Annotated in this window: 19 protein-coding genes and 3 CRISPR repeat arrays (1 of these 22 only partly in view); of the genes, 3 read left to right on the top strand and 16 right to left on the bottom strand. The window is 69.3% G+C overall.

Going from position 1 to position 25,907, the window contains the following annotated elements:
- Nucleotides 1-52 precede the first annotated feature (52 nt).
- From AB0K80_RS00175 to AB0K80_RS00210, 8 genes are all read right to left on the bottom strand, one after another.
- A complete protein-coding gene (locus AB0K80_RS00175; RefSeq protein WP_365664224.1) occupies nt 53-580 on the bottom strand; it encodes a hypothetical protein in 528 nt (175 codons plus the stop codon).
- Between the two features lie 17 nt (nt 581-597).
- The gene (locus tag AB0K80_RS00180; RefSeq protein WP_365664225.1) at nt 598-1,269 is read right to left on the bottom strand and encodes a hypothetical protein; all 672 of its coding nucleotides are present in this window, start codon (nt 1,267-1,269) and stop codon (nt 598-600) included.
- Nucleotides 1,262-3,082 (bottom strand): TraM recognition domain-containing protein, encoded by a 1,821-nt coding sequence (locus AB0K80_RS00185; RefSeq protein ID WP_365664227.1) that lies wholly within the window; start codon nt 3,080-3,082, stop codon nt 1,262-1,264. The genes AB0K80_RS00180 and AB0K80_RS00185 overlap by 8 nt, the downstream gene beginning before the upstream one ends.
- Nucleotides 3,079-4,440 (bottom strand): ATP/GTP-binding protein, encoded by a 1,362-nt coding sequence (locus AB0K80_RS00190; RefSeq protein WP_365664915.1) that lies wholly within the window; start codon nt 4,438-4,440, stop codon nt 3,079-3,081. Before AB0K80_RS00190 ends, AB0K80_RS00185 begins: the two co-directional genes overlap by 4 nt.
- Nucleotides 4,441-4,455: 15 nt before the next feature.
- Complete coding sequence (locus AB0K80_RS00195) at nt 4,456-5,955, bottom strand: SCO6880 family protein (RefSeq protein ID WP_365664228.1); 1,500 nt, start codon at nt 5,953-5,955, stop codon at nt 4,456-4,458.
- Nucleotides 5,956-5,985: 30 nt separating this feature from the next.
- Nucleotides 5,986-7,527: a hypothetical protein gene (locus AB0K80_RS00200; protein ID WP_365664230.1), complete on the bottom strand. Its 1,542-nt coding sequence runs from the start codon at nt 7,525-7,527 to the stop codon at nt 5,986-5,988.
- A gap of 61 nt (nt 7,528-7,588) precedes the next feature.
- Entirely contained in the window at nt 7,589-8,404 is an 816-nt protein-coding gene (locus AB0K80_RS00205) for a hypothetical protein (RefSeq protein WP_365664232.1), read from the bottom strand.
- A gap of 1 nt (nt 8,405) precedes the next feature.
- Entirely contained in the window at nt 8,406-8,729 is a 324-nt protein-coding gene (locus AB0K80_RS00210; RefSeq protein WP_365664233.1) for a hypothetical protein, read from the bottom strand.
- Between the two features lie 525 nt (nt 8,730-9,254).
- On the opposite strand from AB0K80_RS00210, the gene AB0K80_RS00215 reads away from it, so the two are divergent.
- Genes AB0K80_RS00215 through AB0K80_RS00225 form a run of 3 tightly spaced genes read left to right on the top strand, consistent with a single transcriptional unit; the run spans nt 9,255 to nt 11,395 of the window.
- On the top strand, nt 9,255-10,367 hold the full coding sequence (locus AB0K80_RS00215) for a peptidase M23 (protein ID WP_365664235.1): 1,113 nt from the start codon (nt 9,255-9,257) through the stop codon (nt 10,365-10,367).
- 30 nt (nt 10,368-10,397) lie between these two features.
- Nucleotides 10,398-11,213 carry a hypothetical protein gene (locus AB0K80_RS00220; RefSeq protein WP_365664237.1) on the top strand — a complete coding sequence of 272 codons (816 nt, stop codon included), beginning with the start codon at nt 10,398-10,400 and terminating at the stop codon, nt 11,211-11,213.
- 2 nt (nt 11,214-11,215) lie between these two features.
- Nucleotides 11,216-11,395, top strand: a complete 180-nt coding sequence (locus AB0K80_RS00225; protein WP_365664239.1) for a hypothetical protein — start codon at nt 11,216-11,218, stop codon at nt 11,393-11,395.
- 48 nt (nt 11,396-11,443) lie between these two features.
- Nucleotides 11,444-12,480: a CRISPR direct-repeat array (repeat unit 29 nt; unit sequence CGGAACACCCCCGCGTCGGCGGGGAGCAC).
- A gap of 3 nt (nt 12,481-12,483) precedes the next feature.
- Nucleotides 12,484-14,525: direct repeats of the CRISPR family, unit length 29 nt; unit sequence CGGAACACCCCCGCGTCGGCGGGGAGCAC.
- 17 nt (nt 14,526-14,542) lie between these two features.
- On the opposite strand, the gene cas2e is transcribed toward AB0K80_RS00225, so the two are convergent.
- The 8 genes from cas2e to cas3 form a co-directional block, all read right to left on the bottom strand.
- Nucleotides 14,543-14,872, bottom strand: coding sequence for a type I-E CRISPR-associated endoribonuclease Cas2e (gene cas2e / locus AB0K80_RS00230; protein ID WP_365664241.1), 330 nt, complete (start codon nt 14,870-14,872; stop codon nt 14,543-14,545).
- A 1-nt stretch (nt 14,873) separates the two neighbouring features.
- Nucleotides 14,874-15,803, bottom strand: a complete 930-nt coding sequence (gene cas1e / locus AB0K80_RS00235; RefSeq protein WP_365664243.1) for a type I-E CRISPR-associated endonuclease Cas1e — start codon at nt 15,801-15,803, stop codon at nt 14,874-14,876.
- Nucleotides 15,804-15,859: 56 nt separating this feature from the next.
- Nucleotides 15,860-16,510 (bottom strand): type I-E CRISPR-associated protein Cas6/Cse3/CasE, encoded by a 651-nt coding sequence (gene cas6e, locus AB0K80_RS00240; RefSeq protein ID WP_365664245.1) that lies wholly within the window; start codon nt 16,508-16,510, stop codon nt 15,860-15,862.
- A complete protein-coding gene (cas5e, locus tag AB0K80_RS00245) occupies nt 16,507-17,280 on the bottom strand; it encodes a type I-E CRISPR-associated protein Cas5/CasD (RefSeq protein ID WP_365664247.1) in 774 nt (257 codons plus the stop codon). Before cas5e ends, cas6e begins: the two co-directional genes overlap by 4 nt.
- Nucleotides 17,277-18,404, bottom strand: coding sequence for a type I-E CRISPR-associated protein Cas7/Cse4/CasC (gene cas7e / locus AB0K80_RS00250; RefSeq protein WP_365664249.1), 1,128 nt, complete (start codon nt 18,402-18,404; stop codon nt 17,277-17,279). The genes cas5e and cas7e overlap by 4 nt, the downstream gene beginning before the upstream one ends.
- Nucleotides 18,404-19,069, bottom strand: a complete 666-nt coding sequence (casB, locus tag AB0K80_RS00255) for a type I-E CRISPR-associated protein Cse2/CasB (RefSeq protein ID WP_365664251.1) — start codon at nt 19,067-19,069, stop codon at nt 18,404-18,406. Before casB ends, cas7e begins: the two co-directional genes overlap by 1 nt.
- Nucleotides 19,070-19,095: 26 nt before the next feature.
- A complete protein-coding gene (casA, locus tag AB0K80_RS00260) occupies nt 19,096-20,673 on the bottom strand; it encodes a type I-E CRISPR-associated protein Cse1/CasA (RefSeq protein WP_365664253.1) in 1,578 nt (525 codons plus the stop codon).
- A 225-nt stretch (nt 20,674-20,898) separates the two neighbouring features.
- A complete protein-coding gene (gene cas3 / locus AB0K80_RS00265) occupies nt 20,899-23,763 on the bottom strand; it encodes a CRISPR-associated helicase Cas3' (RefSeq protein WP_365664255.1) in 2,865 nt (954 codons plus the stop codon).
- A 178-nt stretch (nt 23,764-23,941) separates the two neighbouring features.
- Nucleotides 23,942-25,907: direct repeats of the CRISPR family, unit length 29 nt; unit sequence GTCCTCCCCGCCGACGCGGGGGTGGTCCG (it continues 16 nt past the right edge of the window).

The following is a 25,907-nucleotide window of genomic DNA, read 5'->3' on the forward strand; positions in this document are numbered from 1 at the left end:
CCTCCTCCACTTCGCGACAGGGTCGATCTGGTCCGAGGTGGGTGGGGGCGCGCTACACGTTGCGCCCCCGGGATCGCAGGTCCTCTACCGAGGTACCGAACAGGCGCAGAAAGGACGGCGTCATGTAGTCGAGCACCTGCCGCAGCTGCTCGTCGGTGAGGTCGTCCAAGGTGGTGGTGCCGTCGATCAGAGACTCGGAAGTGGAACTGAGCCACTCGGTGTGCTCCTGCGTACGCCGCATGCGCTCGGCGTACTGCTCGTCACTCTCGAGCAGCCCGTCGTCCGCGTCTGCTTCCGCCGCCGCCTCGGGCTCGGGCGGCAGCCGCACGAACTCGCTCAGCACTTCGTACTCGGCACGAGCCTTGAGCATGCCCAGCCGCCTGACACGCTGCTCGTGCGTCTCGTCCGCCGGCGGCCAGTCGTTGGCCACCAACCGGTCCCACAGGTCGCCGACCTGCTGCTCGACCTGCTCACCGAGGTTGGTGAAGAAGGCCACGGGGTCGGGGATGGCGGCGTAACGCTTGGGCAGCCACCGCCTCCAATAGGCGCGAGCCTCTACGCCGTACCGGTTCATTGCCATTGACATCACTCCTCCGGTTACTTGATGTCAGGTGGTGTGTCATCGTCTGCGGAGTCTTCGTCGGGTGGATCAGTCGAGCTGCCACGCTCCCCACCGGCTCCGACGCCACCGGTGGGGGCGGGTGCAGGTGCAGGTGCACGTGCGGCAGCGAGAATGAGGGCGAGATACTCCTCGTCATCACCCCACCGCTCACGGTGCCGCTCCCGGTGGTGGCCGTTGCGGCATGTGCCGACCCATAGGCGGCCTATGCGCTCGATCGCCCGGGCGAGGGCGTCCTGCCACAAGTACGGAGCAGATCCGGCGTCCTCACCGCGGGCGTAGGCAGACTGGTGGGAAGTCCACAGCGCGGTCAGCTCCTCAACGACGGAACCATGTCGCCACCAGCACTGCCGCGGAAGCTGGTCGTTGGTCACCTCGTAGCGGTCGGCCATCCAGATGACCCAGTCCACGAACTCCGGCCAGAGAGCCGCCCTCTCGGCTGGTTCGAGGTCAGCCCAGCACACCGGGGCACCAACGGCGCGTTCCTCTTCGTTGCCCGCGCCGTCGGTGCGGCCCCCGCTTCCGGCGATGCGGCCTTCTTCCAGCATCGTCACGCGCTCGCCGAGCAGCACCAGCTCGGCGTTGATGGAGACGACTTCTTCGTTCATCGAGGCCATCGCTTGGAACAGCTCGTCGAATCCGTTAGCCATCGACGCCGCCTGCTTTCTCCAGCGTCACACGGCGGCCAGCCACGATCTCGCGTGCCTCGCGGGTGGCGGCTTTGATCTCCTCGGCGCGCGGGCCTTCGTGAGCACGGGTGAAGCTCACAAGGGCCGCCGGAGTACGGCGGTGGAAGACCAGCCCGCCGCGCTCGGGGATCATGCGGATGTCGGCCGGCTCCAGCACGGGGCGGCGGCGCAGCGAAGTGGAGACCGACACGCGGTCTCCGTCGTCGGAGATAGAGGCGACGTCCTCGTCGAACTCCCCTGCCAACGCGGAATAGGCCTTCAGCTCTTCGGGGTCCGAGATGCCGCCGAGGAAGATCTTCACCGTCCCGGCCGCCATCATCTTGCGCACCCCGAGCTGCCCCCACCGCTCCTCCGCCTGGGCGTACGACTGCAGGACGGCCATGATGAAGATGTTCTGGGAGCCGGAGACGCTCATCAGGCTCGGGATCTCCGGCAGCGGAGCGACGTTGGCCAGCTCGTCCAGGAAGCAGCCCAGCGGGATGGGCAGCCGACCGTTGGGGGCACGTCCGGCGATCGCCTTGGCCGTGTCGAACAGCGCCTTGGCGAACGCGGCGTTCAAGGGGGCGAGCGCCGAGCCTTCTTCGTCCTCACCGATCAGGAAGAGTGTTCCGCCCTCGGTGAGGTACTTCTCGATGTCGAAGACCTCCGCGTCGCTCTTGGGGGCGAAGATCTCGGCGACCTTGTCGTCGTACAGGGCGATGAAGGACTGCTGGGCGGTGCGCCAGGTGGCGCTGCGCTCCTCCTCCGCGGCCGCGTGCTGGCCGGCCAGGGCCTCGGCAAGGGCGTGCTTGCCCTGCAGCGCGAGCAGGTCGACGGCCTCCCTGTTGTCCGGGTCGGCCGCCCAGCTGAGCACGTCGGACACCGGCCGCTTGTTCAGCGCGGCGGCGTGCAGCCAGCAGGTGATCAAGGTCTTGGCATTCAGGCTGAAGTAGCCGCCGTTGGAGGTGCCTTCTTCGCTCTTGGTGGTGGCGACCAGCGTCTCGGCCCGCTTGCGGGCGATCTGGTAACGCTCGCACCCGGCGGTCAGGGGCCACCGCAGCTGGTTGGGCCAGCCGGACAGCCCGGTCGGGTCGAGAACCCACACCGGGCCCTGCTCCTTGCGGAGCACCGCGGTGTTGTAGAGGACGTCGGTCTTGGAGCTGGTGGCCAGCACCGTGCCCTGGAAGTCCAGGATCCCCGGGAGAATGATCTGGCTGGTCTTGCCCTCTCGGGGCGGCGCTACCAGGACCGCGCTCTCCTCGATGGTGATCCACAGCGGGATGTGCGAGGGATCGGCGTGGCCGATGTGCACAGCGACATGCCGGATGGTGATCGAGCTCGGGTCCTTCTCATACAGGAGCGGGCGCAGGGAGGAGGCCCGGGTCAAGGCCTGCTTCTCCCCCATGGCTTTCTCCAACTGCGCAGCGGTAGCCATACCGCCGGCGCCATCGGCACCCCGCCGCTTCCACCACCAGTAGCCCTTCCACGCGACGTAGCCATACGCGACCAGCAGCACCGTGAACGAGCCCCAGAAAGCAGCCGGCCCGCCGACGCCGGCGTGAGGCCAAGCGGCAACCGGGTCGCCGGGATGCGAGAGGACCGCCGGTATGCCGCTTCCGGCCGCGTTCCAGCCGACCGCCGCCGGCTGGCCGTACTCCAGCAGCCCGGACAGCACCGCAGAGGCCCACACCAGCGCGGTGAGCAGGCAAGCGCCGAGTACTGGAATGACCCATAGGGCGTCGCGGCCGAGCCGCAGCCGTACGGCGGTCCTGGGGACGGCAGCCTTGGGCATCATGCGGCGGCTCCCTTGCGGAGGCGGATCACCGGTGCAGTGATCGCCACCGCTTCCGTGCTGGGCCGCTCGGTCATGCGCCGGTTTGTGTCAGTCAACCGGATCTCGGTCGCCGTTCGAATATGTTCGACCAGGTTGATGCGGGATCCGACCTGCCAGATCGCCCGTCCGGGCGCGCAGATGTTCGCGCCGTCCGGCAAGCATCTGCGCGCCCAGGAGGTCAGCCCCAGGTAGTCTGCGGTCTTTTCGGCCTCGTCCCGGTCCAGGTGGTACACCACCCGCGTCGCCGTGAGCTTGAGGATCGCTGCGGCTTCCGGAGCCTCTTCCAGGACCAGATCGGCAAGGTGGTGCAGGATGGCCCAGAACGAGAGCCCGAGACGGCGGCCATACCTGACCAGTTCCTCGAAGAGGCGGGCGACGGGGCGGTGGCTGAGGATGTGCCAGGCCTCTTCGACGATCAAGGTTCTCTTGATGTTGTCGCCCGGCTTGATCCACCCGAATCGGATCCACGGGCCGATGACCGCCATGAGCAGCGGCATGGCCTCACCCTCGCGCGGCAGACGGGTCAGGTCGAAGACGATCAGGCGGGCGTCCAGGTCGATTCCCGCACTGGTCGGGCCGTCGAACAGTCCGGCCAGGTCCCGTTCGGGGTTGCACAGCTCGTCCAGCGCCAGCGCGGCCGGCTGGCCCCAATGGCTCAGCTCCTCCGGGCTGACCTTCTGCTGGCCGAGCAGCGCCTCGTGCGGGGCGGTGAGCGCGTCGAGGACGTCTGACAACACGGGCACGCGGCCGTCCGCGCGACCCGCCGCGGAAGCGGTTCTGTGCGCCTCCGCGAGGGCGAACCTCGTCCGCGAGGACAGTGGCCCGCCGGCCAGGATCTCCGTCATCGACACCAGCACCTTGAACTGGTGCTCGACCGGAATCCTCGGGTCGAGGGGATTGATACGGATGCCGTCGCCGGTACCCGTGTCTCCGTAGACCAGGCGGATCGGCTTGATGCCCAGCTCCCGGGCGATGCCGTCCCACTCCCCCGCGCCGTCTTCACCCTGAGCATCCAGCACGCAGAAGTTGCGGTCACGGAACCGCAGTTGCCGCAACACGTAAGTCTTCTCCAACGCCGACTTGCCGTGCCCGGACTTTCCCAGGACCAACACGTGCGGGCTGGGCAGGCGCACGCGCGCCTTCGGGTCGTACAGGATGAACGGGTCGAAGATGTACGCCTTGCCGCTGTAGGCCTCCCTCCCGATGATCACACCGCGCGGGTCCATGCTGGCCGCGCCCACGGCTGGGTACAGGCCGCAGGCATTGGCGGAGGTCGAGCGGATTGCCCGGCGCCTCGTCTGCGTCTGGGTGCGCACCATCTCCAGCACGTCTGATCAGCGTCCTTCCGTCAGCAGGCCGCCGGTGAACGGCAACGTGTTGGCGAAGGCCCGGTGGTGCTCCTTGTCGCACCACTCCAGGCGCAGCCCACTGCGAGTGGCGGCATTGCGGATGGTGTCGGTGTCGCGGCGCAGTGCCTCGCTGCTGGCGGAGGTGACGGTGAGCCAGCCGGCCAGACGGATGCCGGCCGCGCCGTTGGCGATCTCCTGCATGGTGGACAGGGACGCCTTCTGCGCCTTCTGCTCGCGTGGGTCCTCGATCTTCCCGGCCCGCTTGTCTGCCTGCCCCAGCTCGTTGGTGGCGTCTGCCATCGCCTCGGTGATGGCCTGGTCCGTGGGAACGAGGTGCATGGTCACCGACATCGACACGATGACCTCCTGGACGTACAGCAGCAGCGGGGCGAGGAAGTTGATGCCGACGGGCAGAACGGGCCACTCCTTGATCCATGCCGTTCGCGAGTACCAGGGGTCCGGAGAGGCCTCCCAGCCACGGGAGACCATGTGGTCGGCCGGGCGCGCGTCGAGTTCGGCAGGCCAGGCGGTGACCCGGTCCATGCCAGTGGTGTCGTCGATCCAGTGGGCGGGGTCGTAGGCGTGGTGCAGGTACGAGGCGAGGCCGGCCTCGTCCAGGTTGCGCACATGACGCAGCTGACCGCGTGCCAGCGAGCGGATGAACGCCTCGATCTCCTTGCCCAGGGTGATGGCGTACCCCTCGTGGAGAGTGTTGTAGCGGCGTGCCTCCGCGACGAGCTCGGAGGTGTAAGGGATGCCCAGCGCGAGAATCAACCGCCGATCCTCGGCGGTGACCGCAACCTGGCGGACCAGCTCGCCGTATGAGTGGTCGAGCCAGGCTGGTGCCTGTGGATCACGGCGCGAGGCCGCGTCTCTGACGTGAGCATTGGGGTCGGTGGGGATGATCCGGGCGATCCACTGCAGACGGCGGATCCGGCCGCCGCTGTCCGCCGTCGACTTCAGCAGGAACTCGTACGCCCGGATCAGCGCCTCCTTGTCGTCGGTGTCCAGGCTGCCGAAGTCCCGCATCGCCTCCACTTCCACGGCCGCGGTGAACATCAGCTCGTGCGGCTGGAGGACGATCGCGATCTGCCCGAACGCAGTTCGTGCCGAGATCCACTCCATGTCCTGCGGCACGCCCGGCGGCACATCGATCGCCACTCGGCGCCCGTCACCCATCCGACCCGCGTGCGGGGCCTTGGAGCGGTACAGCAGCGAACCGTCACGCAAGAGCCGCTTGTAAGTCCGGTTGATCTCGAACCACTTGAGATAGGTCCGCCCCTTGTACGGAGCGAGCGTTGCCCAGGCACAGCCTCCGGCTATCACCGAGAAGGCGATGAGCTTGAGAACGACGCTGCTCAGCACCCAGACCAGGCCCAGACCGCCGACGAACCCCGCACCGAGGATGAGCTGCTCGTCGGCCTCGAGCTTCCGACCGAGCAGGCCGCGCGGCCGCGGCCTCGGAAAGGTAAAGGTACGCGCCATTGGACAAACTTCCGATCGTCACGAACTCGGTCATCTCAGCTGATCGTCGTCAGGGCCCGGCGGTGGCTCCTCGACCGTCGGCTCGGGGAGCGGCCATGACGGCGGAGCAGCCGCCGGAGCATCGCCGGCGTTGTCGTGTACGGCGGTGTGGTCGAGTACAGGTGCGGACGGCGGCGGCATGTGTTCTGTGGAGAAGCCCGTCGGCCCGTCGGGGCCCGACTCAGGCGTCCCTGGCCCGCTGCCAACGGTTCCGCCGGCACCGGTCTCCGGGCGAGGCGCTGGCGTGTCTGGGGCAGCGTGGGCGTCATCGCCGGTGCCTGCCAAAGCGCCGTCCGCGGCACGGTCGGCCGCACTTTCGGCTTGGTCCTTGGCCATGTCGGCGCCCTGCTTGCCTGCCACGGCAGCCGCGCCGACCCCAGTGGATGCCGCTGCGCCCTCAGCTCCCGCGGCCTCCTCCCCGGTGCCGGTCTCTGGCTCACCACCACCGCCGTCACCGCCATTGGCTGCGCTTCCACGAGGGTCGTCGGCGGCGCCATCGTCTCCGCCTGCCCATCCGCCGCCGAACCGGCTTCTGAGCTCCCCGAAGGTGTCACCAACTTGACTTCCGAGGTTCTGCGCTCGGCCTTTGAAGTCGTCGCGGGCTTGATACATGTGCTGCAACTCGTCCCCGACAAGCGGGAGGAACTTCGCCAGGGAGAACGGCAAGAACAACGCCAGGAAGAGCAAAGCAAGTGCGGTAAAGACCGTTGCGAATGCCTGCACGACCGACACGTCCCCGTGGCCGCTGGTGGACAGCATGCCTGTGGCCAGAGCGATGGTGGTCAAGGTGACGTACTTGCTGGCGATGATGGCACCCATCACGCCGACCCACCGCTTGGTGTGGTTCCACAGGCTCCTGTCCACCAGCCCGCTGAACACCGAGGCGCCGAACACCAACCCGGCCAGGATCAGCGCATTGCGGACGATCAACTCCAGCCAGACCCCCGCTACCGCGGTGAGCATGCACATCGCCAGAAAGATGACGATGACAGCGCCCCCTGGGATCGCCATGAGCGCGGCCATCCCAGCAGTCACGGTGACCACCATGCTCGCCGCGTCCCCGGCGACCGGCGCGAACATCGCCTCGGCGGCCTCGTCGAAGAGCTCAGTGACGTAGGCAACGGCGGCGGGAGCCAGTGCCGAGACCACCACCGAGATCAGCAGGAAGCCGATCGACTCGCCCAACGCCTGCAACGGCGGAACTCCTTGCAGAGCGCGCTTGGCCGCCGCGATCAGCCAGAGGATCACCGTGAGCACCGCTGAAGCGGCGAACGCCATGCTGTAGGTGCGCAGAAACCCGGGGTTACCCCAGTCGATCCGGGTGGTCGACAGCAGGGCTTTGATCATCTGGGTGAACAGCGAGGTCACCGCGTTGTTGAAGAACTGGGCGATGTACCCCAGCGGATCAGTCGTGAAGTCGACGGCCTTGTTCGTGGCCTCGACCGTGTTACAGATCTTGTCCGCGAAGGGGATGTTCTTGCATGACCAGTCACTGAACTCGTTGGCGTGCGCCTGCCTCGCGGCGAAGAGCACCTGGAAGGTGGTCGTCAGCCCAGTCAGTACAAGCAGTCGCGTACGCAGGTGCTGCCTGTTCTCAGCCGATGTAGGGAGGCGCATCGAACTCCTGATCAGCTGTGCGGAACTCGTGGACCGAACTCGGATCACTGCCGGTGGATACCGGTGTCGGACCGTTGACCGATGTGACTGACGCGAGCTTCCAGTCCCCCCTCTCCCACTCGAGGGTGAGTGTGCAGGTGGTCCAGGACGCCGAGACGGGAAGCGGCGCCTCGTCGCTCGCGATGCCGATCAGCCCGGCCATCCAGACTTCGACAGTGGCGACCTGGCCGGTGTAGCTGACGGTCTTGGTGCCCATCGGTGCAGCCCGTGCCACGAGCCTGTCGGCGTTGGCGTCGCTGATGCCGAGCGAGGAGAGCACCTGCTTCATGCCGGTGTCGTCGTTGTCGGTCAGCCTGTCGCGGGCCTCCGATGTCGCCATCGCGGCGATGATCTTGTGCCGTGTAGGCGTGTCGGTGAAGTACTTCGCCGAGGACCGGGCGATCTGGTAGTTGACAGCGGCCTGAATCGCGCCGGCGGGCGAGTGGGGGTAGCCGACCGGAACACCATCGACCAACTTCAAGACGGAGGTCTGTGCGTTCCCTCCGGCGCCGCCAGTTTCGTTTCCCGGCACAGCACTTGACCGGCGACCATGGCTGGTACTCCCGTCAGGCCGATTCGAACTGTCGGCGCCCTGCGTGAGGTTGACCACGACAGCCAGGATGAGCAGGACGGCGAACAGCCCGCCGGCGATCACCGGGCCGCGCCACCACGGTTTATTACCCTGAGTTGCCTCGCTGTCATCTCCGCCGAGCGTCTTCGTACCACGGCGCTGGGGTGAAGCGTTGCGCGGCATTTCAGATTCCCATGCCGTAGACGATCGTGAAGATCGTGCCGAGCGAACCGACGACGAACGCGCCGACCAGGGAACCGCCGACCTCCTTTTTGCCCTTGGAGACCTGCGCCACGTCGTGCTGCCCCTCGCCCACCTTGATGTGGAAGGCGCCAAGAGCTGCCCGCCCCAGCAGGGCGAGCACGACCCCCGCCATGATCGCCTGAATCACCGTGCGTGCCGTGTTGCCCAGTGCGGCGAACGGCCCCCAGTCCGGCGCTATCCCGTTGACCAGATTCCCGATGCTGCCGTTGGCGGCCAGCATCACCACGTGCTCTACGACAGCCACCGTCACTCCTTCCGCGTCCTCGCATCGTGGAGCTGGACCCACTGCGGGCCGAAGCGGCCCCAAGGTACATAGGTCGGAGATTGACAACAAGTGTTTACGACTCTGACAAAGGCGAGGATGGGCTGCCATCGCCCATCCGGCAGCCGAGACTCATCGATGGCGCCCCGCTGAGTTCTGCGCGAGGTAGACACATGCCGGAGCAGCCGACCGACCTCGACCCTCAGGTGGAGGCTCGACGGGCCGCCAAACGCCCAGCTCAGCGCCTATGTGACGCGTGACTTCCCGACCGTCGACGAAGCAGCGGGTTGACCGCGGACAGTCGAGGGCGCGGTGATGGACAGCCTGCAGCGGAGTGAGACGTCGGCCCGCAAGGTCGAAAGCGACTGACCCATCAGCACTGCGACCACCTCCGCCCTGTTCTGTGGGGCGGCACCCGGCGTGCGGCGCATTCTCATAGCCGACAGGGGGCGTTGATGGTCTACTAGTCCATGTCATTCACACTTGTTTATGACCACGGAGGGTCGGGTGAAGGCCGTTCGCAACGTCACCGTCGCGGTGTTCGTGACGTTCATGCCCGTGTTGGCCCTGAGCACCTTCGTAGTGGCCGGGGCGACCGGCGATGCCAACGCCCAGACCTGCAACGGAGGTCTGGAGCCTGTCGGCGACGGGCAGAGCGGCACTGGTCCGGCCGGTGCCCCGGTGACATTCGACGGATCGACCCAGCCCTCCGAGTCTCAGGTCATCGTCCCGCTCCACCCACAGGGCCCGCAGACCCATGCGACGTGGAGCACGGCCCGGATACGAAACGCCGCCACCATCACCAACGTCGCTCGCACTCGAGGGCTCGCCCCGCGCGCCGCGGTCATAGCGGTGGCCACGGCCATGCAGGAATCCAGTCTTGACAACCTTGACCATGGTGATCGGGACAGCATCGGCCTCTTCCAGCAACGCCCGAGCCAGGGATGGGGAACGGTCGCCCAGCTGACTGACCCGGTCTACGCCTCGGGCAAGTTCTACGACGCCCTGGTCAAGGTCGCTGGCTGGCAGACCAAGCCCCTGACCAAGGTGGCGCAGGCAGTCCAGAGGAGCGGAACTCCTGACGCGTATGCCAAGTGGGAGCAGGACGCCGGTGCACTGGTTGCCAAGACATGGGGCACTCACGCCGTGACCTCGGTCTCCACCGGCTGCGAGAGCGACGGCAGCGACGACCCCGCCGCCCACTTCACGACGAAGAACCCCCGCTCCCCGGCTCAGGCGATCACCGCGGCCCGCCGTGCAGCCGGAAGCACCGGCTGGTACCGACGGTGCGACAACTTCGTCGCACAAGCCTACGGGTGGCTCAACAGCGGATCCGTCACCGCTAACGCGCACTGGAACCGCCTGGTCGACATGGGCCTCGCTCACCCCGGCGACAACGCCCCGCCGCCCGGCGCCTTGCTGTTCTACGACACCGGCGAGTCAGCTGGCCACGTCGCCCTGTACCTGGGCAACGACATGGTGGCAAGCAACGACATCGCGAGAGACGGGGCCATCGGCATCGTCCATCGAAAGGACCTCACCGAGGGAACCTGGCGCCTGCGCTACCGAGGCTGGGCCGAACCCGCCTTTCCCGGAGCCGGCGGCAGCAGCACGATCTGACACCTCCCAGGCCGGAAAGGAGTAGACGCCGTGAACGCCACCGACGCGATCGTCCAGGTCCGTATCACCCCCGACGGGGCCTGCTTCATCGATGACGAGTTCTTCGCCCCACCTCCGGGCACCTCGCTCAACGAGGCCGTCCTCTCCCACCTCCGACTTGAGGCCGCAGCTCTCGAAGCGCCCGTCCGCGCCAACATCCGCGACGAGCAGGCCCACTACATCATGGGCATCCAGGTCAACACCGACGGCACCAGCCAGCCCCTGCAGGACATCCCGGCCCGGGCACACGCCGCTTCGCCGGAGGCTTACCGTACGACCGCACCACCACCTCCGCCCGACCCCCCGTCAGCGATCGGCCTGCCCTGGGATGAGCCTCTTCCTGCCGACCGCCCGTACGAACCGCTGCCCGAACCGTTCAGGACACAGCTGCAGGCCGTCTGTGCCACCGCTCGGAACGGCCGCTTGGGTGAAGCAGCCGCAGACGCGGACCAGCTGATAGGGGAACTGACGTCCCAGTACGGCCCAACCCACCTCTACACGCTGGCTGCGGGGAGCGTCCGCGGCGACATTGCCTGGATCATGCGGGATGTGCGGTACGCGATGCAGATCTGGACCTACATCGCCAAGGCGTGGAACGTACTCCTCGGGCCGACGCACAAGACCACCGTTCGCGCCGTCAGCAACGCAGTCGGCTGCTGGCGGCGCCTGCCACGCCCGCAAGCCCTGGTGGAGGCGAGTGAGATCACTGTGCTCCTGCAAGAAGTCCCCATCCCACAGGCTGAAGCCAACCTCAGTGCACTCCGTCAACGCCTCAAGAACTGGCCGCTGCACCCTCAAGGGAGGTAACCGTGAACCCCATCCGTACTGGTCGCGCCATCCTCTTCTTCCTGCCGCACTTCCTGATCGCCACGGGCATTCTGGTGGCCGGCGAGAAGGCAACCACGCCCGGAGGTGTCACCGACGCTCTTTCGGCGCTCGCAGTCGCCGCCCTGGGCGCGATGTGGGCATACCTGCGCGCACACCGATAGACGGCTCTCGGCGAGACAGGGGATGACGGTTGTGGCCACTTTCCAGTTCGGATCACCCCCGCATCGGCGGGGAGCACGCGGACAGCGCGTACGCGAGATCATCCTGGCTCGGAACACCCCCGCGTCGGCGGGGAGCAACGCGGCGAGATGGCCAGCTGCGCGAACGCCGGCGGACACCCCCGCGTCGGCATGGGAGCACCCCGGTTCGGGGTCGCTGGCGCTGTCGTAGAGCGGAACACCCCCGCGTCGGCGGGGAGCACACGATGGCGCCGGCGTTGAGGGTGTAGGTCTGCGGAACACCCCCGCGTCGGCGGGGAGCACCCCAGCTGGTACATGCGCTCACGCGCATCCGGCGGAACACCCCCGCGTCGGCGGGGAGCACTGGCCGGAGCCGTAGAGGGTGGCGATGGTGCCCGGAACACCCCCGCGTCGGCGGGGAGCACATACCGCCGGCCTCGTCGACGACGATGAGCAGCGGAACACCCCCGCGTCGGCGGGGAGCACAGCGATAAGCGGGCGCAGCTCGGCCTCGACCTCGGAATACCCCCGCGTCGGCGGGGAGCACGTGTTGAACACCCCCGCGTCGGCGGGGAGCACACCCAGCGGAGGTGGTCAGGTGCGGCCGGTGGCGGAACACTTCCGCGTCGGCGGGGAGCACGGCTTCGGCGGCCTGCCCGGCCCAATCCAACAGGGAACACCCCCGCGTCGGCGGGGAGCACCTGCAGGAGTGTGCCGACGCGGACGGCGGGATCGGAACACCCCCGCGTCGGCGGGGAGCACCCGGTGAGCACGAAGTTCGCGTCCGTGCCGCCCGGAACACCCCCGCGCCGGCGGGGAGCACGGCAATGCGGGCCCACGGGGGCAGGCCCCCACCGGAACACCCCCGCGTCGGCGGGGAGCACCAGAGGTGATTCGGCTCCTGACCATCGAACAGCGGAACACCCCCGCGTCGGCGGGGAGCACATCGGCAAGGGCATGGACGAGGTCGGCGGGTGCGGAACACCCCCGCGTCGGCGGGGAGCACTTCCCCATGAGACGGGCGGCCAGGGCGGTGAGCGGAACACCCCCGCGTCGGCGGGGAGCACGTGTTGAACACCCCCGCGTCGGCGGGGAGCACATCTCCAGCGACAGGGAGCCTCCGTCCTGGAGCGGAACACCCCCGCGTCGGCGGGGAGCACGCCAGCAGTCCGGCGAACGCGGCGGTGATCTTCGGAACACCCCCGCGTCGGCGGGGAGCACTTGGCGTTCAGGACCAGGAGCTGCATGTTGTCCGGAACACCCCCGCGTCGGCGGGGAGCACTCCCACGCCGCCCGGTACGACACCCCCTGGCGCGGAACACCCCCGCGTCGGCGGGGAGCACGGCCCTCGGCGTTGGCCGCAGCACCATCCAGAAGGAACACCCCCGCGTCGGCGGGGAGCACTGGCCGCTCCTGTCGGAGGGCACCACCGACTACGGAACACCCCCGCGTCGGCGGGGAGCACCACGGCGGGACGTGCCCCTCCGGGGCCCGGTACGGAACACCCCCGCGTCGGCGGGGAGCACGAGAGCCAGTCAGGCCTGTGACCCTCCGGCGCCGGAACACCCCCGCGTCGGCGGGGAGCACGCCGCTTTGAAGCTGCCGCGGTAGTCGGCCATCGGAACACCCCCGCGTCGGCGGGGAGCACTGAGGTCGCGAAGTCGGCGATGATCCGGCGCGCGGAACACCCCCGCGTCGGCGGGGAGCACCAGAACCGGGTGTTCGCCGGGCTCGACGACATCGGAACACCCCCGCGTCGGCGGGGAGCACGTCCACATGTGAACTCATTCCGCATGATCATTCGGAACACCCCCGCGTCGGCGGGGAGCACGTCGGGTTGTTCCTTGAGGCGGGACTGCACGGCGGAACACCCCCGCGTCGGCGGGGAGCACGCCACCCGAGGGATGTCGCCCGGCTCGTCCAGCGGAACACCCCCGCGTCGGCGGGGAGCACTGCATGGTCGGCTCACCGCCGATGAACTGCACCGGAACACCCCCGCGTCGGCGGGGAGCACTTGCGCCAGGCGTAGTCCAGGCGCTCGCCGAGCGGAACACCCCCGCGTCGGCGGGGAGCACAGGGGGACGGACGCCGGGGTGCCATTCCAGGGCGGAACACCCCCGCATCGGCGGGGAGCACTCACAAGAGACCTTCCGTGACGCTCTGCTGTTCGGAACACCCCCGCGTCGGCGGGGAGCACGGCACCGTGACCTCCGAGACGGACATCATCAACGGAACACCCCCGCGTCGGCGGGGAGCACGAGTCGCGGCCAGGGGCGCGCCCGTCGATCAGCGGAACACCCCCGCGTCGGCGGGGAGCACGGCGGAACGGCTGATGGCTCAGCAGGTCTCAACGGAACACCCCCGCGTCGGCGGGGAGCACCGCGCCAGGCCCTGGGTGGAGTAGGCGCCGAGCGGAACACCCCCGCGTCGGCGGGGAGCACCAGATCGAGGCCGTGTTCTTCCCCCACACCATCGGAACACCCCCGCGTCGGCGGGGAGCACCCCGCCCTGCACGCCGCGCCAGGCTTCCACGACGGAACACCCCCGCGTCGGCGGGGAGCACGATGGTCTCGGTGGTGGCGGGCACGGTGGCGACGGAACACCCCCGCGTCGGCGGGGAGCACCGCCGCTTGGTCTCGTCCATGACCGTGCTGAGCGGAACACCCCCGCGTCGGCGGGGAGCACTGCGCTTTCCTGCTTGAGGTCATCCGCCGGGACGGAACACCCCCGCGTCGGCGGGGAGCACGTCCACATGTGAACTCATTCCGCATGATCATTCGGAACACCCCCGCGTCGGCGGGGAGCACGGCGGCGTCGGCCGCGTCGAGGACATCCTTTGGGGAACACCCCCGCGTCGGCGGGGAGCACGGAACCCTCCGCCGCGCAACTCGATGAGACTGCGGAACACCCCCGCGTCGGCGGGGAGCACCTGTCCTCATCGCTTGAGGAGTCGACGGCCTTCGGAACACCCCCGCGTCGGCGGGGAGCACCCGGGTACTCTTGGCCACGTCGGGCACCTCTACGGAACACCCCCGCGTCGGCGGGGAGCACATGTATTCGGGAGTGGCGGCGACCGGCGGCGGCGGAACACCCCCGCGTCGGCGGGGAGCACACTTCGTGACCTGCAGACTATCCCGCACTTTGCTCTCTCTTTACCGTTCCTGGCCGCTGCGGAGTTGCGGTCATCCGCATGAGGGTGAGTCCATCAAAGTCCATGGGAACACGGCGACGGGTGCCGGCTGTGTGGATGGCGTAGCCCTGCTCCGTTGGAGCGGGGTGTACGAGTACGGCGGCACCGTCGCCGACGATTTCCTTGACAGCGTCCCAGAGTTGGTCGCGTACGCGGGCGGAGACGGTGCCGACGAAGATGCCGGGGACGACTTCGGTGGTCCAGCGGCTGAGGGCTCCACGGAGGTGGTCGGGGACTGCAGTGGTGGCAATCACGAGCATGGAGGGCACGTCAGTCTCCGTCCGGTGCGTAGTTCACCCCGGCGGGAAGGGGCCCCGTCTTCGGATCCCAGAGGTGGACCATGCGGACGTCGTGGCCCTCTGCGAGGTCATCATCGCTGCTGGCGCCGGGGCTGAGGAGGGTCTGGATGTCACGAATGATGCGGGGCAGCAGCCTGACGAGGCGGAGGTCTTCACGGAATTTCCGGCGGGCTTCTTGTTCGGGATTGGTCGCTTGGTGGAGGGAGAAGGCGACAGGGAGAGTGGACTCGCCTTTGTAGAGATCGGCGATGTCGTAGACGAAGGCATGCTGCGTGCCGGTGTGGACGAAGCCGAGGGCGGGTGAGCAGCCCAGGGCCAGCACGGCGGCATGAACGATGCCGTACAGGCAGGTGTTGGCGGCTGACAGCGCCAGGTTGACCGGGTCTTGTTGGTGCCACTGGTCGGGGTGGTAGTTGCGGCGGAAGCGTCCGATGCCGTGTTTGTTGGCGAGGAGTTTGTAGAGGGCCTTCATGCGTTGGCCTTCCATGCCGCGTAGTTGGGCAAGGGTGGTGCCGTCGGGAACGGTGTCCTCGCCGAAGCGCATCTCGTACATGCGCACCGCGACGTCCAGCCGTCGTTGTGGGTCGGACCAGGCGGTCACCTGACGTTCGAGCCAGTGGGTGGTCAGAGAGTCAGGCAGGATGCCGGCGTAGGTGCGGACGCCTCCCGCTCCGGTGCACACCACGCTGGTGCCGTGGCGGGCGAGAGTGGTCAGGGCGCGGGTGGTGATGGACACGCCGGGGCCGAGGAGCAGGCAGGTGAGGGCGGCGGTGGGGATGTAGACCGTGTCAGTGCGGTCCTCGTTGACCTGGATCTGGGCGCAGACGCCAGTGTCGTCTTGAACAACACGGACCATGTCGAGGTAGAGGAAGGACAGAGAGTCCGCGATGCGCGGGAGCATGGCGAGGGTGGGGGCGGCGAGACGTCGGCGGGCCTCGCCGCCCCTGTGGAGGGTGCTCACGCCGTGCCGGCCGGGGCAAGGCTGAGCAGGCCGGCGCCGTAGGACTTGGCCCGTCCGATGCCGGTCAGTACGGCGTCGGTGAGGGCATCGGGGTCGGTGATGGTGGCGGTGCCGTCGTAGCGCACCAGGTGGTGCCGCATGGGAGGCGCTCCGTTGCGGCGTGGTTGTGCGGCGGTGACCGGGGTGGGGAGCAGGGTGCGCAGTTCGAGTCCGGCCTCGGTGGCGCGGCGGGTCCACCATTGGTCGGCGTCGGGACCGGTCAGTGGGGTGCGTTTGCCACGCTGGCCCTTTTGTTCCAGGGGAAGTCGTTCGGTTTTGACCGGGTTGACGACGATGCGGTAGCGGACGGCGCGACCCTTCTTCAGAGCGGCGAACATCGGGGCAAGGTCCTTCACCTCGGTGTGGCCATAACCGTCGGGCAGGCGTGCGGGGTCGAGGGTGGCGGCCTGCACAAGGATGGTGCTGGCGGTCTCGGTCTCGTCGAGGCGGTACAGAAGTCCCGCCGCTTGGCGGGGGGACTCGCCGAGGCGGTCGGGGACCAGCCGCATGAGGGTGCGGTGCATGTCGGTGGCGTCCCGCAGGTCGCACTGGACGGCGCGGCTGTGGGGGTTGAGGCGGATGCGGGCGAGCGCCGCGCGGGGGCTCATGCAGCGACCTCCTTCGTGGCGTAGTCGATCAGTTGCTGGTGCAGGGTGTGAGAGCTGACGGCTAGCTGGGCGGGGACTTGTTCCACCGTGCGGTACAGACGGCGCCGCTCATGGCTGCGGCTGTGCGGTGCGAAGCTGCGCGGCATGTCGTTGATGGTGAGGGTGTCGGTGCCGTCCGGACGGGGGGCCGGTGGCCGCTCCCAGAGGAAGGTGACCGGGACGGTGCCGTCTTGCGGCTCGGCGCGGGCGGGGTCTGGAGCCAGCGGCACGTGGTGCAGCAGTTCTCCTGCCAGGTCGGTGGCGTTGGTACGCAGCAGGAGTGGCTCGTCCGGAACGCAGGAGCGGCGGCCCAGGTAGGGCGACCAGTGCGGGTGGCGGAGGGCCTCGGCGATGCGGGTGATGGTGTCGTGAGGGCCGGTGACGGCGAGAACGAAGACGGCGTCGGCCAGGTAGTGGCGGCGGGTGATCACCGCGGCGCCCTTGTTCTTGCCGCCGCTGGTGGCAGCCGTCTTGTCCTTGGGCTGGCCTCCGCCGACGGTGTGGTAGTCGACGAGCCGGAGGCCGGGCCGGTCGACGCGGACGGTGAACTCCAGGGCTGTATAGCGGCCAAGGGCCGCTGTGTCGTGGCGGGGGATGCCTTCGGCAGCGGCGAACATGCCGACGATGGCCGAGCGCGTGGGGAAGGGGGCTGTGTCCCGCTCGGGGGTGAACGCCGAGCGTTCACCCCAGGACTGCAGGGGGCCGGCGAGCCGCAGCACGAGCCCGCTCATGCCTGCTCCCCGGCGGCAGGCAGGGCCGCTTCCAAGGCGGCGTCGATCACGTCGTAGAAGGAGTCGTACGCCGCTCCGAGCGGGGTCAGGTCCGTGGTGTCGTCGGTGATGGCGGCGTGGCCGTGGAAGGGCCGGTGGCGGTTGCCGGTGAGGCGGTTGAGCTGGTGGGCGTAGGCGGCCAGGGCCGCGCGGGAGGCGGTGGCGAAGCCGCCATCGCTGTCCTTGACCGGTGTTTCGAAGGCGGCGGCCAGGGAGAGGGGGCGCTGGGTGCGAACGGCTAGGTAGGCGAGGTCGGGGACGGTGTGGGGGGCGGTGCTGTTCTTCTTCGCCTGGGGCAGGGAGAGCAGGAAGTGTTCGGCGAAGGAGCCCAGCACGGTGCGGGCGGCCTTTTCGTCGCCGTCGAGGTTGGTGAGCAGGTCGGTGATGTTGACGGTGGCGTAGCGGTAGAACACTCCGGCGCTGAACTCGCTGGTGTTCAGGTGGCCGCTGCCGGTGTCGGCTTCGCCGAGCCAGTCGTCGACGGCGGTGAAGTAGTCGCGCTGGGGTTCGGCGGCGTGCGTGGTGAAGGCGTGGGCGACCTGTGCGGCGCCGTCGACGTTGGCGCCGGGCAGTTCGGCGAGCATCCGACCAAGGAGGCTGATTGAGGCGGTGCGCCGCTTGAGGATCTCCTCGATGCGGTCGGCCGGCAGGATTTGGCCGGGCTTCTTCTTGCTCAGGCTGTGCTCCAGAGCCTCGCGGTATTCGGCGCAGACCGCGACGAGCTCGTCCAGGCCGCTTTCCGGCAGGAAGAGCAGCACCGAGGTGTGGCCTTCTTTCTCTGTGCCGATGCCCTTCTTGCCGGCGCTCGCGGCCACTTGGGCTCCGGCGAAGGCGGCCAGGTCGGTGGGCCAGCCGGCACGCTCGAGCGTCTGGCGGACCTTGACCGGGACCAGGCGGGTGCGAGCTGCCTTCTCGCCCAGGTCCTGTTCGACGCCGTGACGGATGACGCGCTTCCAGGATTGGCTCGCGACGCGGATGCGCGGGGCGTTGCCGTAGCGGACGGTCTTGGGCGAGCCGAGGTCGTCGCGGTTCAGATTGGCCGCCGGAATCGACTGAGTGGCGCTCAGGTCCAGGAACAGGGCCATCAGATGTTCTCCTCGTGCAGGTCCGGGGTGTCGGTGACGGGGGCGTCGGCGTCCGTGTCGGCGGTGTCGCTGCCCTCGGGGTTGACGGTGCGGAAGTAGCTCTCCAGCCAGCGGGTGGCGATGCGGTCGCGGTCGCGGTCCCACCAGGTGAGGTCCTCCAGCAGCACCGCCCAGTCGATGGCGATGCCGCCGGTCAGCAGGTGCCGGGTCAGCGCGGGCAGCCGCGTGTGGAGGGCGTCGCTGCTTTGCCGGGCGAAGAGGTGCAGGTCGCCCTCGGCCGAATCGGGCTTGATGAGGAGGGCGTTGACCGCGGCAGCCAGACTGGCACCGAGATTCGGCCGCGCGTACCACTGGGGCGGGGCCTCGGCAGAGTTCGTGCGTTCCGCGTCGGCGGTGCGGGCCGAGCGCGGGCGGGCGGCGATCAGGGCGGCCACCGCGTAGTGGGCGCGCCGTGCGTCACGGTGCTGGTGCTCAGGCAGTCGGCGTACGAGGTGGCGGTGCAGGTAGTTGCAGCGTTCCACGGGCTGGCCGAGGCCAGTGCGCAGGTCGGACTGGGCCCGCTTGTTCTCGCACAGCGACAGCACATACGCGACGAACGAGTCGGACGCTCGCGATGGGGCATCGACCGGCGGCGCGGACGCCGATGTGACGGGGCTAGCGGTCATGGGCATTCCTTGAAGGCTCGGTGTGGTCAGGCAGCTGTCCGCAGCAGCGCGCGTACGGCTGCTCGGGCGCGGTTGCGAGCACGGGCGACCCGGATGTCGGCCCGGTTGGCCGCTCCTATGGCGTCGTCCAGGGCCGCCAGCGCGGCATTCACCAGCGGCGGCAGGGGCGCGGTGTCACACCGCTCGGGCCTGGCCAGCTGCCAGAACTCCCGCTCTGCCGCGGGCCAGTAGCGGCGGAGAGCTGCCTGGGCCCACGGTCCGGGCTTGCGCCTGTCGAGCTTGGGGCTAGCAGCGGCGCTGGTGTCGGTGGCGAGTCTCCACGCCAGGCGGGCGGCGTACTCCAGGCGGGCGCCGACGTCCTCGGCGGCCTGGTGGCAGCGGGCCAGATGGCGGGCCATCTGCGGATCGGCCTCTTCCTGCCACTGGAGGATGGGCGGGGTGGTGGCCTCGAACCAGGTGGTGTCCGTCTGCTTGCCGTCCTGGTGGAATCCGTACGCTCGCACGGACAGGTGGCGGCGCAGCCGCGGCGGAAGGCTGCTGAGGCTGTGCGGTCGCAGGGCGCCGTGGCCGGCCTCCATCAACAGCAGGGCGTCCACGTCCCGCCACAGTGCCCGCGCCCCGTCCGCCTCCCGGACACGCAGCTGGCCCTCCTTTCCGCGGTCGAGGATGACGTACGGATCACGCGCGTCCGGCTTGGGCTCGTGAGTGGACCAGGTGATGTAGGCGTCGACGACCTTGGCGCGGTCCGCGGACGGCACCAGCAGCACGGCGTGCCGGAATCTCCCTGTCAGCAGTCGTCCCGGCCAGGTCAGCTCTGCGCATGGGGCGAGGGGGTCCGGCAGATCGCCCGCCTCCCAGGGACATGCATCCGGCACGTCCGTGTCCGTGCCGGCGTCCGGTACCGGGACGGCCAGCACGAGGCTCGTGAACAGATCCGGCCCCCACGCATGGTAAGAGACCGCCTTGCGCAGCGGGCCCGCATCCCCGCTGCCGGTGCGGACGTCGGTGATACGGCGGGGAGTGCACTGTCCGGCAGGCCCGTAGTAAAGCTGGGCAATCAGGTGCCAGGCGGCCTCGGCCGCCGGCACCGCCACCGGCTCGCCGTCGGTGAAGTGACCGAACAGCACGGCCCCGTTCTCACCGGTGGGCCGCCCGAAGACCAGCTTGTTCACCCCGGACGACTTCGGGCTGCCCTGCGCGTTCACGCACTCAGTGGCCAGACGCGGGTCCTGCAGGAAGGGCCGCACTGGGTCGAACAGGTCAAAGCGGCCCGCAGGCACCTCTTCGTCGAAGTACGCGTCCACGGCCGTCGTGTCGAACCGGCCGGCGGCAAGGATCCGCTCACGTACCTCCAGCCAGGTGGCGACCTCCTCCGCGGTGTCCTCGTCGTCCAAGCGCACACCGTCACCGTCGCGGGCGATGCGTGCGGTCATCGCTGCGAGGATGCGCAGCAGCCCGGACGCAGCCGGCGGTACCGGTAGCTCGAGGTCCGTGATCTCGTGGGCATGATGGAACAGCTCACGTAATCCGCACCGGCTGGATGTGCCGTCCGCCCACCGGACCGGGATCCAGGGCTCGTCGCGCAGGTCGAACCCGTCGGCCATGCTCCCTCCCCTCTGTGTCTGCCTCGCTGCACGCGGGCACGCGAAGACCCCGTGCTTCCCCCTCGTGGTGACGAGCGAAGCCGTGGACACAGTGAAGCAGGCGGCACTGACAACGGCTCTCCGTCGCCATTAAGTCGAACTCCCTTGCGAATAAGGCGACTTGAAGCCATCCCCTTGTGCCGCCCATACCCAGTGGACACCGCAGCTTCCGGCGGGCTCAGGGCATCACTTCCGCACCAGGCCCAAGTCCGGGTCCAGGTGCAAGGTCCTGCCCCCCACCGGCACCGGCAGAACGTGTCCGTCGGCGCACGACTGCCGAAGCATTACGAGGTCACCGAGCAGCGGATGCTCCGCCCATCCGTCCGGCACCTGGTGGGCTTCCGAGTCCCCCTGGAACCAGTACGCATTGACCGGGATGGTGCGGGCCATCACGGCCCGCACGTCCGCGGGCGTCAGGTCTCCGTCCAGGCCGGGCAGCGGCCGAGTGCCCTCGCCATCCAAGGTGACGGTGCCGTCGGCGCGCACGTAGACGCACAGCAGACGGACGGCGTCGGCGCCGAGCCGGGTCGCCGCCTCCCACTCCTCCTCCGCACCGCGCAGATGGTGCAGGCTGTGCAGGCCGGGCACGCTACGCGCCCGGGGGATGACGAGCACGTCCCCCACACTCCGATCCGCCAGCTCCTTGCCCCGATAGGCGGTATAAGCGGCTGATTTCGCCGGATCGTCCCAGGAGAATCGATCCCCGCGCTCTCCATGCACGTCCTCAACAAGCTCCTGCACGTCCTCCGGGATCTTGACGGGCTTCTCCCCCAGCCGCGCCAGAACCTCAGAGGTGGCATGGAGAAGGAACTCGGGATACACCTCCCCCCACTGACCCGGCACGCCCCGGCCGCCAGCCAGCGGGTCCAGCACCACCAGCGTTGGACGCTTCGCCCAGGCCGGCCGGCCCCGGCCCTCCGGACGCCCGTGCTGCTCCCACCAGCTCTCGTGCCGCCAACAGCGGCCCGCCCGCTGCAGCAGCAGCGCAAGCGGGGCCAGATCACTGATGACCACGTCCGCATCCAGGTCGAGCGACTGCTCCACCACCTGGGTCGCCACCACGATCCGCCGTTCCGGACGGGGTCCGGAACGGCCCAGCCCGGAGGTGACCGTCTGGGTGCGCCGCTCCCGCTCCTCGCCCGGGAAGCGGGCGTGCAGCAACTGCACGTCCCCCTCACCCGTGGTCCGCCCTCGACCCGCCATGTGCGTGCGCAGGCTCAGGTAGGTCTGCTGGGCCTCGGCGACGGTATTGCACACCACCAGACCGCAGCCACCCTCACCCTCGAGCACCGGCTCCAGCAGCCGCTGGATCACCGCAAGGCGATTCCGCCCACCCCCACCCGCACTGTGCACGACCTGCTCCACCTGCACCGACAGTCGCATCCTCCGCGATGCGGCCTGCTCGGTCTGCCGCTCCCGGGAGATCTGCGTACACTCCCCGTCTGCTGCATCCACATACAGCCAGCCCGGATACGGCGCCATGAACGTGCGGCCCCGCAACTCCGACTTCTTCAGCCCCGCCCCCTTCAGGTACTCCTTGATCAACCGGTCGCTCACCGAGGCCGGCAGCGTCGCCGACAGCAACACCACCGGCACCCCGTACCAGCCCAGCCAGTTCAGCAACCGGCCCAACAGCACTTGCATGTACGGGTCATAGGCATGGGCCTCGTCCAGGATGAACGTCTTGCCGGACAACGCCAGCAGCCGCAGCGCGTTGTGCCGCACCGGCAAAACCGCCATCAGCGCCTGGTCCACGGTGCCCACCGCGAACTGCGCCAACAGCGGCCGTTTCGCACCGCGCAGCCACCGCCGAGGCCGCATGTCCGCCTCCCGCCGCACCGGACCGTCAGCGCTGCCTTCCTCCCCCTCACACGTCAGCACCCGCAGGCAGCTGCCCAGCTCGTCCTCCGCATAGGCGCTGTTGAGCCAGGCCATGCTGTGCGTCAGTGTCAGCCCGGCCCCCTTCCCCGCCTGCCGGGCCACCACGCCAGCCACTCGCCCATACATCTGGTCACTGGTCGCCATGGTCGGCAGCAAGAACGCGAACCCCCGGGTGCCGAACCGCTCCGACAGCACCCGCTCCGCCTCCAGAGCAGTCTCGGTCTTACCGTCCCCGGGAGCTGCGGTCACCAGCAGAATTCCACCTTTCCGCCCGCCATCCGCTGTCCGGCTACCCGCATCAACAGCAGCCGCGAGTTCCTCGGCCACCGACTGCTGCAGTGGATTCGGCTTCCCCGTGATGCCGTACGCCTCCGCGAAGTCCTTCCGCTCCACCTCCACCGGCAGCAGTCCCGCCTCACTCACCAGGCGTTCGGCATCCGTGCACGACCGCTCAAAATGCTCGGCCAGGGAAGTGCCCAGCTCCCGCTGCCGACGGCACAGGTACTGCTCTTGACTGACCAGCCAGTCGGCCAGGATCACCACACCGGTCACCAACACCGCCGCCGGCGCCTCTACCCGCTCCGGGGGCACCGGTGTGCCCAGAACCTCGAATACGACGCCAGCGTGCGCCTCCCGCTGCCTCGCCCAAGCCGGACCGCCCAGCAGATCCAAGTTCGCCGAATCCAGATCCACCGCCTCATGGAAGCGACCATGATGCCCACCGATGATCTCCGCCACCCGGCGCACCGCAGCGTTGACGGAGCCGTCCCCATCGCGGAACCCCAAGGCCATCAGAACTCCAGCGGCCGCACGCATCCCGGCCACCTCGTGCGGCATTCGCTCCACGCCGATCCGCCCGCGATCCTTGCGAAGAGCATCACTCAACAGCTCACGGGCACGCGCGTCACACAACTGGAAGCCCGACAGCTTCCCCACGTCATGCAGCCCAGCACAGAGCGCGGTCACCGCCCGCGCCCGAGCCAGATCACCTGCCATCCCCAGCCCGGCTGCGATACACAGCCGCTGGCTCTCCGAGAGATACCGGTCCCACAGGAACAGCGCCGCGGCCGCCGCATCGAGCAGATGACGCACCAGCGGATACGGCGGGAGCTCCGGGTCCAGCCCACGCGCCTTCCCCCAAGCGGACTCATCCACAGACAGCCTGCGCATCAATTCGGGCCTCCTGTTGCAACGTAGGCATGTCCGCCGACCCAACCACGTACCACTGACAGGCCCGTGTCACTTCGCTCCGATACAGTCCCGGTGTGGAGCTTCAGTGGAAGACGCATGCGCCCACCACTTCGGTAAAGGATTGGTAAATCGACCGTTTAACGCCAGGTCACGAAGTGTCCTCCCCGCCGACGCGGGGGTGGTCCAGCAGCGGGCGAACCCGGGGCGGGCGGTGCCGCCGTCCTCCCCGCCGACGCGGGGGTGGTCCGACCGGCCAGCAGCCGGGAAAAGCCCCGAACAGGTCCTCCCCGCCGACGCGGGGGTGGTCCGGTGCCGCGGGTGGAGTCCGTCTGCGAGTCGGCGTCCTCCCCGCCGACGCGGGGGTGGTCCGTCGGCGGAAGTGCTCGCGGTCGGGGCAGTCATGTCCTCCCCGCCGACGCGGGGGTGGTCCGTTGAAGGTCACGACGAGGGACAGGCCGGCCGAGTCCTCCCCGCCGACGCGGGGGTGGTCCGAGTGCACTGTTGGCACAGGGAGGGTTCATGCTGTCCTCCCCGCCGACGCGGGGGTGGTCCGCTCGTCATCGCCGGGTACAACGGCGCGGTCACGTCCTCCCCGCCGACGCGGGGGTGGTCCGCTTGCGCGCGAAAATTAGCAGGTCAGTCCGTAGTCCTCCCCGCCGACGCGGGGGTGGTCCGTGGTATCTCCGGTGGACGGATGGTCCCACGATGTCCTCCCCGCCGACGCGGGGGTGGTCCGTGGTATCTCCGGTGGACGGATGGTCCCACGGTGTCCTCCCCGCCGACGCGGGGGTGGTCCGCCTCCGGCGGCCATGCTCGACGGCGCCCTGGAGTCCTCCCCGCCGACGCGGGGGTGGTCCGATCTACATCGTGGTCCCCGCGGCCCTGGCGGCGTCCTCCCCGCCGACGCGGGGGTGGTCCGCCACGGTGGCCGCGTTGGACGCGGTGGTGGCGGTCCTCCCCGCCGACGCGGGGGTGGTCCGTTCCCAGGCACGCTTTCGTGCCGCGCTGGTGGGTCCTCCCCGCCGACGCGGGGGTGGTCCGTCCAAGCGGGCCACCGTGCACAGCAGCATCTGGTCCTCCCCGCCGACGCGGGAGTGGTCCGGCCCGCAACGAAATCATCGTGGAGGCCGTCGAGTCCTCCCCGCCGACGCGGGGGTGGTCCGGCCTTCGGCTCGTCCTCGGCCACCTTCGACACGTCCTCCCCGCCGACGCGGGGGTGGTCCGGCCTTCGGCTCGTCCTCGGCCACCTTCGACACGTCCTCCCCGCCGACGCGGGGGTGGTCCGCCCGGCCAGGCTCCCCCCACGCGGGCTAGGAGTGTCCTCCCCGCCGACGCGGGGGTGGTCCGACCAACCATCACGCCCTGCATGAGGACGTGCGGTCCTCCCCGCCGACGCGGGGGTGGTCCGCTCAAGGTGTCCGTGCGCACCGTGAAGTACCAGTCCTCCCCGCCGACGCGGGGGTGTCCGCCGTCACCCGGCTCCTGCCGCAGCCAGCCGGTGTCCTCCCCGCCGACGCGGGGGTGGTCCGACCGAGCGGACGCTGAAGCGAAACATCATCGAGTCCTCCCCGCCGACGCGGGGGTGGTCCGGTGCCGTGCGCCATGTGTCGCCGAGCCTCCTAGTCCTCCCCGCCGACGCGGGGGTGGTCCGCGCACCTGGTGGGCGGTGGGGTCGTCGTACTTGTCCTCCCCGCCGACGCGGGGGTGGTCCGTCCGCCCCGGGATTCACGGTCGCCCCGACCACGTCCTCCCCGCCGACGCGGGGGTGGTCCGGACGCATCCGGCATCCGCGTGTTCGGCGCCTCGTCCTCCCCGCCGACGCGGGGGTGGTCCGGGCACGCCGGGCGGGCAGTAGGCGCCCTTGTAGTCCTCCCCGCCGACGCGGGGGTGGTCCGTGCCGGCCGTGCTCCCAACCTTCGGGCAGTGGGTCCTCCCCGCCGACGCGGGGGTGGTCCGTCCTTGTACGGCTGGTCACTGACCCCGCCGCCGTCCTCCCCGCCGACGCGGGGGTGGTCCGAAGCGCGAGCAGGTGCCGCTCCGGTGGCGGCCGTCCTCCCCGCCGACGTGGGGGTGGTCCGGCGCAGGGCCGCTGGATCGCCCGCGGTCTGATGTCCTCCCCGCCG

The organism is Streptomyces sp. NPDC052682 (assembly GCF_040678435.1).
Taxonomy (GTDB): Bacteria; Actinomycetota; Actinomycetes; order Streptomycetales; family Streptomycetaceae; genus Streptomyces.

Bases quoted from the DNA above. Each gene is read 5' to 3' on its own strand.
- AB0K80_RS00195 (WP_365664228.1), bottom strand. From the start codon at position 5,955: ATGGCGCGTACCTTTACCTTTCCGAGGCCGCGGCCGCGCGGCCTGCTC.
- AB0K80_RS00180 (WP_365664225.1), bottom strand. From the start codon at position 1,269: ATGGCTAACGGATTCGACGAGCTGTTCCAAGCGATGGCCTCGATGAAC.
- AB0K80_RS00185 (WP_365664227.1), bottom strand. From the start codon at position 3,082: ATGATGCCCAAGGCTGCCGTCCCCAGGACCGCCGTACGGCTGCGGCTC.
- casA (WP_365664253.1), bottom strand. From the start codon at position 20,673: ATGGCCGACGGGTTCGACCTGCGCGACGAGCCCTGGATCCCGGTCCGG.
- AB0K80_RS00175 (WP_365664224.1), bottom strand. From the start codon at position 580: ATGGCAATGAACCGGTACGGCGTAGAGGCTCGCGCCTATTGGAGGCGG.
- cas3 (WP_365664255.1), bottom strand. From the start codon at position 23,763: ATGCGCAGGCTGTCTGTGGATGAGTCCGCTTGGGGGAAGGCGCGTGGG.
- casB (WP_365664251.1), bottom strand. From the start codon at position 19,069: ATGACCGCTAGCCCCGTCACATCGGCGTCCGCGCCGCCGGTCGATGCC.
- cas5e (WP_365664247.1), bottom strand. From the start codon at position 17,280: ATGAGCGGGCTCGTGCTGCGGCTCGCCGGCCCCCTGCAGTCCTGGGGT.
- cas1e (WP_365664243.1), bottom strand. From the start codon at position 15,803: ATGCTCCCGCGCATCGCGGACTCTCTGTCCTTCCTCTACCTCGACATG.
- cas6e (WP_365664245.1), bottom strand. From the start codon at position 16,510: ATGAGCCCCCGCGCGGCGCTCGCCCGCATCCGCCTCAACCCCCACAGC.
- AB0K80_RS00190 (WP_365664915.1), bottom strand. From the start codon at position 4,440: ATGGTGCGCACCCAGACGCAGACGAGGCGCCGGGCAATCCGCTCGACC.
- cas7e (WP_365664249.1), bottom strand. From the start codon at position 18,404: ATGGCCCTGTTCCTGGACCTGAGCGCCACTCAGTCGATTCCGGCGGCC.
- AB0K80_RS00205 (WP_365664232.1), bottom strand. From the start codon at position 8,404: ATGCCGCGCAACGCTTCACCCCAGCGCCGTGGTACGAAGACGCTCGGC.